We start from the raw sequence: 15,703 nt of genomic DNA on the forward strand, positions 1-15,703 counted from the left end.
CATCGACCGAACATGAGGCCGCTATGAGAATACACTCCATTCGCTTAAAAATGATGCTTCCTATCATTTTATTGGCACTACTGCTTTTAGGGCTATTCATTTTTATGCAGGCATTACTAAAATATGAAAGTGATGCAATGAAGACACAGACTCAGTCTTATTTTGAAGCAATCGCAGTCGTTCTAAACGCTGATAGAGATATTTATCAAGCGCGCCTCGCTCAAGCTGAAATGCTCACTGACTATGGGGATAAAGCTGAACAGCAAAAAACATTCGAAGAAAATGCGCAGCAAGTATACGACCGTTTTCACAAATATCGTAAGTTCTTGGAAGACGAACCTGAACTACTCGCGCCATTTAGTGATTTTGATACGTTATATCAAACTTGGGTAAATAGGAGTAAAGATGTCACAAGTGGCTATCAATCAAAAATTCATGTTGATCAACAGTTTGATACGATAAACGCTAAATTTAGAACGTTGAGAAATATGCTCGATGAAATGGAAGCACAATTACGTAAAACAGTTAATAACTGGCAAGCCTCTGATACGCCAGTACAACCAGTTGTAATGGATCGATATTTAAATGCTATTGCCAAAGTTCTCAACGCGGATCGAGATATGTATCAAGCTAGGCTGGCACAACAAGATATTCTATCCAACATTGGCGATTATCAACAAAACAAACATTTATTCGATGAAAACGCATTACAAGCAATCACTCGCGTTCGCTCTTTTCAGTCTTTAATGCAAAATGCTCCAGGCTATATCAATGACTATGATGAATTTAACGATCTCTTTACGGAGTGGCTTAATCAAAGTCTGATACTGCTCAAGTCCGATGAATTCGGACAATCAGTAGAGCGTTACGACACCCTCATATCCGCTGATAAAGCATTTAATAATATCCGTGATCTGTTAGATAAAGCGGGCGAAACCGTACGACAACACGGACGTAAAATGGAACAAGAAGTCGTCAATACGACTGAACGTATCCAAAATATAGCGATTGTGATCATTATCGTCGGCTTTATCTTTGCATTTGGTTTAGGTTATATCGTACCGAAGAAAATTACTAACAATGTGAAAAGCTTATCTAAACGCATCAAAGAAATATCGGAAGGCGATGGTGACCTTACGGCAAGAATTAACTCAGAGGCTAAAGATGAACTCGGAGACTTATCGGCGCAATTTGATGGCTTCTTAGATAACTTACAAGGCACTATGCGTGTCGTTAAACAAAAAAGTGCGGCATTGGGCGAATCGACTCAACAACTCGATAAAGTAGCTCACTCGGTGAGTGGCATTACCAAAGTCTTGGCGAATTCCTGTGATTCAATTGTGACAGCCGCCAATGAAATGTCTATGTCGACGGATCAAATGGCAAACGTGGCTAGTAATACATCAGAAGAATCCAACAAATCTTCTGAGAATATCGAGCAAGGTCGTCAAGCCATTAACTCTTCGCATACCACGATAGAATCATTAGTCGGTAACATTGAAATCACAATGACCAAAGCCGAAGAGCTTGAGAAAAATACGCAATCTATTTATTCCGTACTCGAAGTCATTCGCGGTATTTCTGAACAAACTAACCTCTTGGCGCTGAATGCCGCCATTGAAGCAGCGCGAGCCGGAGAGTTTGGCCGCGGTTTTGCTGTTGTCGCCGACGAAGTTCGCACTCTAGCGACACAAACAGGGGAAAGCACCAATAAAATAGAAGAAATGATAAATCAATTTACTCAGAGCGTGAATGACGCCTTTGATGCAATTAAAATGAGTAAAGGCAACGCGACTGATGCGGCAAGCAACTTTGATAATGTGATTGCGGTATTTGATGCGTTGAATACATCGCTCAACGCGGTACGTGATTTATCTGAACAAACGGCACTATCCACCAATGAGCAATCTGAAGTGTCCAATGAAATTAGTAGAAACTTAGTCAATATGAAAGATCAAACAGATGGGGTTAATGATGCGGCCGGCAATATTCGCACGCAATTTACAGCGCTTAACCAGCTTTATCATGAGCTCGATGATCAAGTATCTAAATTCAAAGTTTAACTAAAGATTCAATGTCGTTTTTAAGTAGGTCATCACTCTAGATGACCTACTTTTTTATTTTTTACAATAGCTTATGTTAGTAATCGATTTGAAATTCTATTTGTGTCGACTCTTCACCATGTGAGGTAAATACATGGCCCGCCCACATACGCATTTGCGGGTGGAACCAGTAATACACTTGGGGAACAAATTGATCACTAAACTCATCATGTGAAGCGGTGACAGCCGCTCCCCACCCTTCAATGTTCTCTGGAAAATATTCATAAGTTGCAGAGGCTGAAAAGCCCAAACCGCCTTTGGTATATCCACGCTCACGTATTTCTCGTTTAGTTTCTCCGTCTTCGCGTTCTGAATAAGCCAAGACTGAGCCAAACCGACCATTCATACCAAACTGTTTATAACCAGATAATGAGTAAGTGTATAAGTCATCACTATGGCGATTAAAGTCAGTATCGGATTTAATATCTTTACTTTGATCAACGTTACCGATAATGGTTTTTTGATAGCCATTATTTAACGAGGGCTGCCCATTATGCACGGAGGCATAAATACCATAAGAGTCTGGATAAAAAGGGTAAATATTCGCGGTTTGGTAACCAATATCGATACCGACGATATCCGAGTTACGATCGTAGCTGGTATGTACAAATAGATTGTTTGAGAAAAAGTTTTTATAAATGATTTTACCGGCATTTTTACCGCCCGCTTCTCCTTGAATATTAAATTGACCATGCATACCAATATCTGCGGCAAAAATAGCCCAGTTAGAGGTATGTTTAGCATAGGCAATCGAGCCATATTTGTTTGACTCAATACCAAAAATCAAGTTTTCCCAAGCTGCATCTTCATCCAAATCATCATACGCATTGGTCGTTACACCATCTTCTTGGTTGTAATTTTCACGTGCTTTTAACCAGAAGTCTCCCATGAAACCTAGATCGTCGGTAAACATGGTTTTTCCTCGTAACCGCAAACTTGCTTCTATTTTGTTGGCATTATGCTCCAGTGACTCTCCCGCAGACGCAGTCGCCTGTAGACGCAAGTTGTAATACCAGCGCGACCCTTCATCTAAATCGGTAAACTGCTCTAAAGTACTGCCATAATTTGGATCGGAGTAGCTTTCGATCCAGTTGCCATCATCGTGTGGGGCGCTATATGCGCTAACACTAATACTAGATAATGCTAATAATATTGAGGATGAAAGTAATGTTTTCATGGGTGGACCTCTGCTTTCACGTTTGTAGGTTTTATAGGAATAAAAAAACCTGACCCCCCATAGCTTGCGCTATGTGACTTCAGGTTTTGCCCTTTTCAGGTAACAATCCGGTTTTTATCAGCATAAAATAAAAAGACCCGACACCTTCCACATGATGAAAACGCTTTATAAAACGCATTATGAGAAGAGTGTCAGGTCTTGCCTGCTAAGCAGTTACAATCCTACGCTGTGGAATCAACATAAGGTGAAACCATTTTTACAACAAGCCACACTCATAAGGAATGTGATTCACTTCTTACCAATATTAATCACTAAGAGTTAAAGGCAGACATTTATCACAGTTATCTACGCATCCACACACACTCACTCTACCGATGAGTCGAGCCATTGCTGAATTTTAGATTCGTCTTGCAAAGCCAAGAATATGGTATCTTTTTTAGCACTTTCAATCGGCATTTCACCACTCATCAGCACATCATCTCGGAACCAATGTAAAGTGATACTTGATTTTTGTTTAAATACGGATAACGATTGTTCAAAACCACTGCTTACTTGTAAACCATCGGCTGCAATTAACAAATCAGCATGACTTAGGCCACACTGATGCGCTGGCGAGCCATTGGCAACATTCATAATACGCACCCCCAAGCCTTCGGGACGATAACGTGCACCGAAACCATAAATTAACCCTGGAGAATCACCGCCACCTTGATCGCCATTCCTATTACTGGCTCGCAACGTCATTGCAACGCCAAACTCTGCGAGTAGTGATTCTAAAGGTAAATCTTCTGCTTTATCGAGCCATGCAAACTCTGGGCTGGCATCACGTCCGAGGATCTCACTCACAATGTTTAGGTGCGTATCATCATCGGTGCCTATTCCAGTAACCCCATAATCTTGCCAAAGTGACCGCATCACATCGTCTAACGACTGTTTCCCGTCGGTCTCTTTGCGAATAGTAAGATCTAAAAAGAGTGCAAATAAAGCACCTTTAGTGTAATAACTAACAATTGCATTGATTGCATTTTCATCTTGTTTATAAAATTTGGTCCAAGCATTAAAGCTCGATTCATTGAGACTTTGCTGAAGGCGACCCGCACCGCGATATACACGAGTGAACGTTTTCGCCAGTAAATCTAGGTATCCTGTTTTATCAACACAGCCACTGCGGTATGTCAGTAACTCTTCGTAGTAAGAAGTAATCCCTTCATATGCCCATAATTGAGGCGTGTAGGTTTCACTTTGTAGATTGAAAGGCGTGAATACGGCAGGTTTAATTCGCTTGACGTTCCACGAATGGAAATATTCATGGCAACAGAGCGTTAAGTAATTACGATAATCATCACTCATAGGCTCATCATCACTCGTAGGCAACTCATTACGAGAACAATGTAATGCCGTAGAATCACGATGCTCTAGCCCGCCACCCGCATTTTTTGCTACATGAGTCATAAACACATATCGCTCAAAAGGTGCAGGAGTTCCAAAAAACTGGATTTCGGTTTCACAGATGGCTTTAAGATCTCGCAGGAGACGAGGCATATGACAATAATGGCGCCCAGTTAACACGACATCGTGCCTCACGCCACAAGCTTCAAATGTGCCGACCGTGAATGTTCCCATCTCCACAGGGTGATCAATCAAAGCTTCATAATCGTTCGCATAAAAGCGACCAAATTCAAAATCGCCGCCAGTTACACGTGGCAATGTTGTCGCTACCTGCCAATGCTCTAAACCTTGAGGCGCGCCAATCTCGACATAATGAGTGCTACGCTCTAAGCCTTTTACGGCTAAAAACACACTACTGCCATTGAAAAAACCATGAGTTTGGTCGAGATGCGCGGTACGTACTGACATATCCCACGCATAGACTTGATAATTCAAGTGGAGTTGTGAACCATCACAATCAATCAACCAGCGCTGCTTATCCAATTGAGTTACAGATTGAGGCTGCTTATTCTGATCATAAGCTTGCAAGCCAATGAGATTCTTTGCAAAATCTCGAATCATATAACTACCTGGCAGCCATGCGGGTAGCCACACTTCGGTCTGTGCTTGGGGAGAATCTATGGTCATAGAGACTGAAAATAGATGAGCTACCGGATCGATCGCAGTAATGTGATAATGAATCATAAGTGCATAGCCTTAAACATAAAAATACTAACTATGCAGATAAACATTGATAAATACAATCTCTCCTTATTAGATTAAAAATAAAGTAACGCATATAAAGGTATGGCCTGTGTTTAAACAAGCCCAGATAGAGGAAGCTTGGGCCGGAATCATTGAGGTAACTCCAGATTCTAATCCAGTAATTGATCATATCGACGCAATGCCGGGCTTGATTCTCGCGAGTGGGTTAAAAGGGCACGGCTTTGGCACAGGACCTGCCGCTGGGCAACTTGCGGCGGACCTCATAATGGACACTGAGCTATTGACCGATCCGACCCCTTATCGTTTTGGGCGCTTTTAAATAACACTTCATTGTATTATCTCTATATTCACGCGGTTACTAATATGCATACAGCCCATTTAATAACGAGTAATTATCCTCCCCTAATGAAACGATAAGCTTTTTGTCTCAGGTTTGGTATAAATACAGTATTCATCCCCCTGTAGTTTGGCATGATACATCGCGGTGTCTGCAGATTTCAGTAGTTCAGATATTGTTTCGCCATCATCGGGATAAATGGCAACGCCGATACTATAGTCGACATTAAGCTCTGTATGGCTAATAGTAAAAGTCTCTTTTCTCGTAGACTTAATGCGAGCCATAACGGCTTCAATATCGCAAGACTCATCCAGTGGAGAGACAAATAAAAACTCATCACCGCCTAAGCGAGCTATCATTTCACCCTCCATTACAACACTTGCTAACCGTTTACCAACTTGTCGTAACAACTCATCTCCAACATGATGTCCGTAAGTATCATTTATGACTTTAAAACGATCAAAATCTATAAACGCTACAGCAAAATGCCCGCCTCTTCTGGTATGTAACATTTGTTTCTTTAAACGCTCAAACGCTAACGCTCTATTCGGTAATTGAGTCATATCATCAAAATAGGCTTTATGCACAAATTCTTTATTTATGAGTTTTATATCCTGAAATCGTCTCCAAATATAAATAAAAGCGCAAAATCCAGAAAAAATAATAAGTAAAAGAATCTCATTTATTTCTAACAAATTATTATATTTTACGTTAGCCAACAACTGCTCGGATGGCTCTAAATGAAAAACAACGACTAGCGATAAAGCCGTAAAAAAAACGCCCGCAATAATAAACAAATCTCTTATGGCTGATTTTCGAAGTTTGTCGATAAAAACAGGTTTTAGGTTACTCGGGGTATTTGAGCTTAGTGGCATATTTACCGCCTTGATTTTATTATTATTATAAAATAATGATAGGGGTTTAGTTACTATCATTAATGACAAATATTATATGACAATAGTTTCCTTAAGTCTTATACATGAGAAAAAATACAACCAAAGGGGTAATTATCAAAAAAAACCAACTAAGTAACTGATTACAGTAGTTTAAAATAGTCTATTTTTTTAAATACTCTTTCATTTACTATTACTTACAAGTTATTTGAACTAGTAAGCCCGATTAATAAGCGACTTACCGCATATCTCCTGTAATTTACCAAGGAGCCACTGGTGGATTTGGCTATGCTGAGTTCTAGGATGCCAAGCAACTATGACCTCAAACTTAGGAGGTTGTACATCCATTGCAATACTGGCGACCTTGCTATTAGGTAATAAACGGGAGGGATAAAACGCGACCATATCTGTGGTATATAACACATCAGGTGCACCTTTAAAGCTAGGCAGTGACATTACAATATTACGCTCCAAACCTTGCTCGGCAAACCATCGATCATGAGAACCTTTTAAATTCGCTTTGGATGGAGAAATAACCAACTGAGGCAAAGAAGCCAGCTGTTCTAGTGATAAGGGCGCTTGATTACATAACTCAGAGCATGCGCTCGCTACACAGATATGTTGCTCGTCAAAAAGGTGCGCCCACGGAATGTCATTCGAGACAAAAGGAGGAAAAGTTAACGCAAGATCAAGCTCACCAGAGGTCAGCTTCGCGGATAATTGATCAGACTCAAAATCCGTAACAATCAATTTTAAATGAGGCGCTTGCTCTCGTACTACCCGTAAAAAACTGGGGAGTACCGCTTCAATCGCATAGTCCGTCGCGCTGATGGTTATCACACCTTTGTAAGTGGCAGGCGAAAACTCATTAACCTGAGATAACGACTCAATATCCGATAAAATAGTGTGAATCTTAGTGCCTAATTCTAGTGCTAACGGCGTAGGCACCATACTATTGCCTTGGCGCACTAACAGACGATCGGCAAACACATCACGTAATTTTCGTAACTGTTCACTGATAGCTTGTTGAGTTAACCCCATATTATCCGCGACTCGCGATAAGTTTTTTTCTGCCAATAAAGCATTGAGGATTCGTAGCTGTTTAATATCCAGCTTTTGCATACCATTCATAATTGTAACCAAAACAATAATATCTTGTTTCAGATTGTACCTTATATTGCTTATGCTGCGCACCTCTTACTTAAACAGCTGATGACTTAAGTCTAAGTCATCAGCTTATTCAGACTATACTTACAATAATGAGATCGCTTTATGACGGAAAAAACCTTATTTGATACTGTATCCCTTGGCAACTACACCTTAAAAAACCGTATTTTTCTCCCGCCGTTAACACGCTCGAGAAGTTCACAACCGGGAAATATTCCTAATGATGTGATGGTTGATTACTACTCTCAACGTACTAGTGCCGGCTTCATGGTAACGGAAGGCACGCAAATTGAACCACGTGGCCAAGGTTATGCCTGGACTCCAGGTATTCATAGCCAAGCGCAAATTGAAGGGTGGAAAAAAGTCACCCAAAGTGTGCATGATAATGGTGGCATCATTTTCTCACAGCTTTGGCACGTTGGACGTGTATCACACAACAGCTTACAACCGGGTAACGGCGCACCTGTCGCCCCCTCTGCAATCAAAACGAATGCCGTAAAAGTGTTTGTTGAAACCGGTCCTGGAGAAGGTAAATTAACCGATCCCAGCATGCCACGAGCCCTGGAAACCGCAGAAGTACAAGAACTCGTCGAAATGTATGCGCAAGGCGCACGTAATGCAAAAGAAGCAGGGTTTGATGGCGTCGAACTACACTGTGCTAATGGTTACCTCGTCAACCAATTTATTTCTGAGCATACCAACCACCGCACTGATCAGTATGGTGGGAGTTTAGATAACCGCTTACAATTCCTCGTTGAGATCGTTGATGCCGTCGTCAACGTATTTGGCAAAGATAAGGTCGGTGTACGATTTGCCCCACTCTTTGAAAGTACAGACGATGATCGCGTTTATCTTGGTTTAGTAGAAAGTGATCCACTAACTACTTATGTTGAAGCCATTAAACGTTTAGATGAGGCAGGTATTGCTTATTTATCTCTAGCAGAAGCCGACTGGAATAATGCCCCCGATCTCCCAGAAGAGTTCTATCAAGCAGCACGCCGTCATTTTTCGGGTCGTATTCTTTATGCAGGAAAATATACTCAGGAAAAAGCACATCGTGTACTCAACAACAATTACGGTGATCTGTTTGGTTTTGGTCGTCCGTTTATTGCTAACCCAGACCTCCCAGAACGCTTTCTTAACGATTGGCCGCTCAACGAAGTAGACGCCGCAACTATGTATGGTGGTACAGATATCGGATATTCAGATTATCCAACTTACCAACAAGAATAGGATTTATAATTAATAAATTATGAATTAAAGGTTGTTATAACTAATTCTATATGTCATGCCGATAGATAATTCATTAAAGATCTATCGGCTTGTTATCGTAATTTTATTAATAGGCACTCATTAACTCACTATTTTCCCTTATTAATAGCCCACTCAAAAAAGTAGATGCTATCGGTGATTAGCAAGTAAACTTTCTTTTTATTTATTAAATTTAGTAACTTAATAAATATGAAATAAGTTTGGTAATATTATTTATTTTCAAGACATCGACGATGCTGATAAATGAGAAGGCCTCTTGTTTTGCTCTACCGATGGTTGCTCATTCGAGGTAGACCACGTCATTGTGGGGCTAGACTTTACATTTGATAATTTGTCCACGTCCAACGCCTGCAATATAGGAATAAGCTGCTGTAACAATTCTATTTGAGATTGCTTCTGTGTTTCAGTAAGTTCAGTCGATGCTGATTGGATAGCTAAGTGTTGCGATTTTAATGCTTGATAAGCCTGCACAATCACTTTCTTAATACGAGGGAATTGCTGTTCATGAGTATCATTAACATGTGATATAACATGTTGTTCATTCGATAAAATAAGTTGATTGATTACGGATAAATCTTGAGTTAATGATGCGAAAAGAGCCTCCATTTTTTCACTATCTTGATTCATCTGTTGTTGCAGTCCTCGCGATGACGAGGTGATGGCTTGCGTCATTAGTGGTTTAATTTGACCGACAAGTTCATGTAATTTTTCAGAGCGATTAAGTAACTGTGTTTCTACATAATCACGGGTACTACGCACTTCTAGTTCAAGCTGTTCACTGGTTTTAATAATGGTATGTTGGAGACTGTCATTGATGCCCATTAATTGATTTTGTGTGGCGTCCACAAGGTTTTTAGAGTGCTGCTGAACCGCGACACTATGATCGTGTAACAGAGTGCTCAATTCATTACTCTGACTTTTCTGTTGCTGAACTAAATTCTGGTAACTTTGGGAGATGATTTTCTGAAACGATGCATTTAATCCGTCAAATTTCATGTTTAATTGAGCTTTAATATCATCGTGAATGACACTCGGAATATCAACTAATCCATCGACTAGAGATTGAATGTTCTCTAACAAAATAGAATGTGAACGCATTGCCTCACGCACCAATGACAATTCATTATTCATATGTTGCTGCGTTTCAGTAACGTACAGTTCATGGTCTCGCCATTGATTACGTAAGCTCTGGTCTTGATGTATCGCTTGCGTAATATCACGAGTATGTCGACGGTGTTGTAGCCACAATGATAGGCCTTGTAAGACAATAATGATTGTCATACCAATGAAGATAAACCAGGGCTGTAATATTAATGCCATTTCCACACTACTCTCCGCCACGCCTTTACGGGCAACATCACAAATGGTTGTTCAAATATAAGCCGAGGAATTTACTACAAAATGGGAGTAAAATCACACAATTATTATCATATGATGATGAGTATAACGAGAAAAATAGCTACCAGAAAATATACGGTCGGAGATATAAGCAACTGAATGAAGGTAACTCCCCTCACCCTTCATATATAAAAAAAGCCTAACCGCGTTGCGGTTAGGCTTGTGATTCACTACTGCAATATAATACTAAGATTAATTAAAGTAAGACTCTGACTTAGAAACTTTTACCGCACTCTGTAGAGGTGTTGGTAATGGGTTAGAAGTACTCGTTTTCAATACAATCTCTTGTTTTGCTTTCATCACTTTATGAAGAATCATATTCGCTGAACTGTCACCAACAAGAATCTTATAGCGACCTTTGTCGACATCCCAGCTATCTGTTTTTTGTTCATAATGAGCAAAAGAACGCGCATTTAGTGGAATAGTGACTGTTTTGGTTTCACCCGCTTGTAGATAAACTTTGTCAAACCCTTTCAACTCACGTTTAGGACGCTTAACTTCGCTATGTTTTGGTGCAATGTACAACTGAGGGACTGCGTAACCAGCTTTAGAACCGGTATTCGTCACTTCGAACGTTGCATACATAGTGCCATTTTTCACAACACGATCGCTTAGTTTCAAACCAGAGTAATTAAACGTTGTATAAGATAACCCAAATCCAAATGGATACAGCGGCTTATGGCGTGACTGCATGTAACCACGGTAACCAAAGAAAATTCCTTCGCTGTAGGTCATGGTATCTTTAGCATTCTTACCCACATACGCATCAATATCGTGGTAAGACGGATAGCTTGGATTAAATTTAAATTTCTTATCCAACGTAATCGGTAAGTGACCTGATGGGTTCACATCACCATACAGAATTTCTGCTAGAGCCTGACCACCAAATTGACCACTATAGAAAGCATGTAACACGCCTGCTGCAGTTTTATTCCAAGGCATCATGTTCATTCCGCCACCGCCATGCATAACAACAATGGTGTTAGGGTTGGCTTTGGTCAGTTTTTTCAACATGACTTTCTGTTGATCTGGTAGATTGAAGCTAGGGTCTGTTCCTTCACCTTCGTATTCATAATTACGACCTACGACAGCAACAACGGCATCATAACGATTAATATCCGTTGGCGGTGTTAGTGATGCCCAGCTTACCTGAAGACCGTTCATACCACCTAAGTTGGTTTGGAAACGTTCTTGATTACGTTTGTACTCTACTCGCACAGTGTACAATTTACCCGCTTTCAAGCGTGGCGTTTTAGCCGTAACGGGAATCGCATTCGGAACATCTTTCGCTCGCGAAATGCCATCGCTTTCCATCATTAGCTTATCATTTAGATACACTTCAAATGGACCGTCCGCACGTACTTTTAGTACTTGAGGACCGGTTGTTTGTGGACGAATTTTACCGATAACACGCATAGAGAATGCGCCCTGCTGAGGATTAATATCGTTTAGATCACGAGAACCATCTTCAGCACCTGTCGGTATCGCATTGCATTTAATACGCGAAACATCAGCTTGTGTGTCATTACAGGCATTAACAACCTTGTTGGTCATATCAACCCAGTTGAAATTCACACCCAGCTCACGACGTATGAGTGATGGTGTGCCAGCAAGATCCAAGTTGTTGTAGTACTCAACAGTTACGCCAGGTGCACACGCATCGTTTCCTTTCACACAAGATGGCTGTAGGAACTGAAGTTGTGTTGGATCTAACGCCATACCTTTCAGAAAAGTCACATTCTCTGGAGACACATTCAACGCTTTTAAACCGGCTAGCTCAGACACATAATCACTTGTTGCATCAGAGTTAGCGGTACCAAAAGGAGAGCTTGGTGCCAGCTGCGCCGCATTACCGACTACCGCGATATGAGCTGATTTATCAAGCGGTAACAATTTACCTTGGTAACGTGAGTGGTTTTTCAGTAACACAATACCTTCACGCGCTGTCGCTAAAGCCGCTTGCTGGCCATATTCTGGATGCGCTAAGTTTTGTGCTTCAAAAGTACGTTCATCAAAACCATAACGAATCAGTGCACGTAAATTACGTTTTACTTTGTCATTAATAACGTCAGGATGAAGCTGACCACTATTTACATATGGTTGCAGTTTGTTTTGAGTAAACTCAAGACCAGAAGGCATGTCGAGGTCGGTACCAGCTTGAGCACCTTTTAAGCCATGCTTGATGGAGTTAAAATCCGATAAAACAAAGCCTTGATAGCCCCACTCACCTTTCACAATATCCGTAATGATATGATGGTTTTCACAAGAGTAATCACCGTTAATCTTATTAAAACCACACATCAATGATGCGATATCGGCGTTTTTAACCAACGACTCAAATGGCACAAGGTACATTTCACGCAATGTGCGCTCATCGACCTTCACATCTAAGTTTTGACGGTTAGCATCTTGCTCATTGGCAATCAAGTGTTTGGCGCTCGCTTGCACGCCTTGAGCTTGAATACCATTGGTAATGGATGGAGCTAAAACAGAGCATAGGAAAGGATCTTCACCACAAATTGACTCTGCTGCTCGACCATTCAATGGTGTGCGGTATAAGTTAACAACAGGTGATAACAACTGTTCACCACCCGCCATGCGAGTTTCATACCCTAACGCTTTACCTTGTTGTTTAGCACGCTGTAGGTTCCATGTCGCCGCCATCATCGTTTGTGATGGATAACTCGCACCAAAAATTTTTCCGTTGACGTATAAACCCATTGTCGAGTCATTCGCAACCGTACCTTCAATACCAAAGCGTTGATTGGTTGGAATCATATGGCCGTCATCAACTCGAATAAATTGGTATTTTTCAGACGGTGACATATTATCCAAAATTGAGCTAACTTTGGCTTCTACATCAAGCCAAGAACGTCCATTATAATACCCGCTCGAATCGTCAGAAGATGCAGCAAAGCTTGCTGAAGACGATATACTTAAGGCAATCAATGAACTAAAAACAATGCCTTTATTTTTCATTTTTTTCTACCTTTATATTCATCGCATCTTCATGGCTTTGTTCAACACGCAATAACTCTTGTCTGGATTGCTTCTGGCGCGACTTCATGTAATCGCTCGCGTGAGTTATCTGTTCTTTTTGCTGTTCGTAATGCTTACGCGCCTCGGATAGATTTGAGGCATCAGATGTGTTAGCAGAAACATAGCTTGGCAATCCACTTGCCAAAATGACGCTAACAGTTAACATACGCTGAACTAATCGACGCATTTCATAACTCCTACTGTAAAATTAATTTTAAATAAAATTATTTTTATTATGAATAAAATTCGTGCGTATCCTACAGAAATAAAAACCAAATTAATAGTGAACAAAAAACAAGCAATAAAACATGTTTCATATATTGACTTAATTGGCGTATATAATAAAAACCTTATAAAACAAAAAGTTAAAATATAAACATAAAAAATAAAAAATAGAATAGATGATATAAATGATATTTATATTATTAATTTATTCACTAATTTGCACAAACCTAACAAAAAAATGACTTAACTTAAATGTCTCATCATTGAGATTTATTATCAATATTTGTAATCTTGATTATTAATGACATCTTTATGCCTATTTGTCTTGTAATCTTAATAAAATAAATGATTAGCATTTAAGTAGAACATTTTTTCAGTGGTATATTACGGCAACAAAAACCTATTTTTTTATATTGCTCCCAAAAAAAAGACATTTTTATCATTAATTGACTAGAATTACTTCATCAGTCATTAGTATTTCTTTTTTTTAAGAAAAGTAATCCTCTATGTATATCCTTACTCGTCAATTTTTACTCCTCTTACTTTGTAGTATTATATTCCTAGATACCGCATACAGTCAGGGGATACCTTCTAAACGCGGCATTGCATCGACCAATATACACCCGGCCGATCTTGACATTATGAGCGGCCGTATTGCTTGGTGGTATAACTGGAGCACCGAACCGACAAATATAAAAGACAACTCGCCAAACGACCGTAATGTTGATTATGTACCCATGACACATCGTTCAGATTTTGATGAGACGGCTTTACGCCAGTACCTCGATAATCATCCTAATGTTGAGTACTTGCTTGCATTTAACGAACCCAATTTTGTCGATCAAGCGAACCTTACGCCACAAGAGCTTGCCAATATTTGGCCAAGACTCGAGTCCATAGCGGATGACTATCAGCTTCAATTGATCAGCGCAGCTGTCAATTACAGTCCTGGCGAAGTGAATATCCCTAATACAGAGGATAACGGCAGCCCTTTTGCCTACCTTGATGCATTTTTTGAGGCATGCCCTCACTGTCGCGTCGACTATATCGCCGTACACAGTTATATGGCGAGTGTCGATTCATTCAAACAATACATACGCCAATTTTATGAGCGCTATCATAAACCTGTTTGGGTCACAGAATGGAACTTAAGTCTACCAGAACAAACTGAAACCCTTGAACAACAAATGAATTATATGGCCGAGACTGTCAGGTGGATGGATCAATCTGATGAAGTGTTTCGTTATGCATGGTTTGTCGGACGCAGCTCCCACGGTTCACAAAACTGGCCCTATATGGATCTACTCGATGCCCCTGGTCAGTGGTCAATACTTGGAAAACTCTATCAAGGTATTCAAAGTCCTCAGGACTACCGCCAGATCCCGGCAGTCATACAAGCGCAAGACGCTATTACTCTCTCTGGCTTTACGCACCGAGTCTCTGACAATCAAGATATTCAGTTATTTTCGAAAACTGGCAGTCAAAGCCAAACACTGAGTTATCAAATAGACGTAAAAACACCACGCTCATATAACTTAACCCTGCACTATGCTGCGCAGCAATACTCCGAGGTAACCATACTCGTTGATGGTACTGCTCAGAAAAAATTATCGTTGTGGAACACGGGCAGTATCTATTATTGGGCTGATAGTATCTCAACAATCAATATCCCCTTTGGGCAACACACGATCACATTACAAGTGAACAGTGGCAAACCTAACTTTGATTGGCTGAAGTTCGAGTAACCCCCCACTCGTCATCAATATAAGATCACAGATAATATGGCTGCGAACGACTCTTTTTATGGTTTCTAAGCAACTATAGTTCGCAGCTATGGTTCGCAGCCAAATTGATCAATACCTTCCATCCTTGCTGAGCTGATCCTAATAAAATATTTACCCCATTCATCGAACTTGCTAGTATGTAAACAATAAAATAC

At 40.4% G+C, this 15,703-nt stretch carries 11 protein-coding genes; 4 read left to right on the forward strand and 7 right to left on the reverse strand.

Annotated elements, in window-relative coordinates; genetic code table 11:
• Window positions 1-23: 23 nt before the first annotated feature.
• Complete coding sequence (locus tag OCU30_RS08815; RefSeq protein ID WP_235861815.1) at window positions 24-2,063, forward strand: methyl-accepting chemotaxis protein; 2,040 nt, start codon at window positions 24-26, stop codon at window positions 2,061-2,063.
• 76 nt (window positions 2,064-2,139) lie between these two features.
• On the opposite strand, the gene OCU30_RS08820 is transcribed toward OCU30_RS08815, so the two are convergent.
• Both OCU30_RS08820 and OCU30_RS08825 read right to left on the reverse strand, forming a co-directional pair.
• Window positions 2,140-3,279 (reverse strand): hypothetical protein, encoded by a 1,140-nt coding sequence (locus tag OCU30_RS08820; RefSeq protein ID WP_077312087.1) that lies wholly within the window; start codon window positions 3,277-3,279, stop codon window positions 2,140-2,142.
• Window positions 3,280-3,642: 363 nt separating this feature from the next.
• Window positions 3,643-5,412, reverse strand: coding sequence for a M61 family metallopeptidase (locus OCU30_RS08825; protein WP_077312085.1), 1,770 nt, complete (start codon window positions 5,410-5,412; stop codon window positions 3,643-3,645).
• Window positions 5,413-5,521: 109 nt separating this feature from the next.
• On the opposite strand from OCU30_RS08825, the gene OCU30_RS08830 reads away from it, so the two are divergent.
• Window positions 5,522-5,752 carry an NAD(P)/FAD-dependent oxidoreductase gene (locus OCU30_RS08830; RefSeq protein WP_306345662.1) on the forward strand — a complete coding sequence of 77 codons (231 nt, stop codon included), beginning with the start codon at window positions 5,522-5,524 and terminating at the stop codon, window positions 5,750-5,752.
• An 83-nt stretch (window positions 5,753-5,835) separates the two neighbouring features.
• Here the strand turns inward: OCU30_RS08830 and OCU30_RS08835 are convergent, their stop codons facing one another.
• Together OCU30_RS08835 and OCU30_RS08840 are read right to left on the reverse strand one after the other, a co-directional pair.
• Window positions 5,836-6,645 (reverse strand): diguanylate cyclase, encoded by an 810-nt coding sequence (locus tag OCU30_RS08835; RefSeq protein ID WP_159439090.1) that lies wholly within the window; start codon window positions 6,643-6,645, stop codon window positions 5,836-5,838.
• Between the two features lie 231 nt (window positions 6,646-6,876).
• Window positions 6,877-7,794, reverse strand: coding sequence for a LysR family transcriptional regulator (locus OCU30_RS08840; RefSeq protein ID WP_077312079.1), 918 nt, complete (start codon window positions 7,792-7,794; stop codon window positions 6,877-6,879).
• Window positions 7,795-7,935: 141 nt separating this feature from the next.
• Between OCU30_RS08840 and OCU30_RS08845 the strand changes: the two genes are divergently transcribed.
• Window positions 7,936-9,063: an alkene reductase gene (locus OCU30_RS08845; protein ID WP_077312077.1), complete on the forward strand. Its 1,128-nt coding sequence runs from the start codon at window positions 7,936-7,938 to the stop codon at window positions 9,061-9,063.
• A gap of 258 nt (window positions 9,064-9,321) precedes the next feature.
• On the opposite strand, the gene OCU30_RS08850 is transcribed toward OCU30_RS08845, so the two are convergent.
• The 3 genes from OCU30_RS08850 to OCU30_RS08860 all read right to left on the reverse strand — a co-directional run bounded on the left by OCU30_RS08850 (window position 9,322) and on the right by OCU30_RS08860 (window position 13,726).
• A complete protein-coding gene (locus tag OCU30_RS08850; RefSeq protein ID WP_077312075.1) occupies window positions 9,322-10,428 on the reverse strand; it encodes a hypothetical protein in 1,107 nt (368 codons plus the stop codon).
• A 264-nt stretch (window positions 10,429-10,692) separates the two neighbouring features.
• The gene (locus tag OCU30_RS08855) at window positions 10,693-13,479 is read right to left on the reverse strand and encodes a beta-glucosidase (RefSeq protein ID WP_077312073.1); all 2,787 of its coding nucleotides are present in this window, start codon (window positions 13,477-13,479) and stop codon (window positions 10,693-10,695) included.
• Window positions 13,469-13,726, reverse strand: coding sequence for a hypothetical protein (locus OCU30_RS08860; protein ID WP_077312071.1), 258 nt, complete (start codon window positions 13,724-13,726; stop codon window positions 13,469-13,471). Before OCU30_RS08860 ends, OCU30_RS08855 begins: the two co-directional genes overlap by 11 nt.
• Before the next feature lie 544 nt (window positions 13,727-14,270).
• Between OCU30_RS08860 and OCU30_RS08865 the strand changes: the two genes are divergently transcribed.
• On the forward strand, window positions 14,271-15,509 hold the full coding sequence (locus OCU30_RS08865; RefSeq protein ID WP_077312069.1) for a glycosyl hydrolase: 1,239 nt from the start codon (window positions 14,271-14,273) through the stop codon (window positions 15,507-15,509).
• Window positions 15,510-15,703: the final 194 nt, after the last annotated feature.

Source organism: Vibrio palustris, assembly GCF_024346995.1.
Lineage (GTDB): Bacteria > Pseudomonadota > Gammaproteobacteria > Enterobacterales > Vibrionaceae > Vibrio > Vibrio palustris.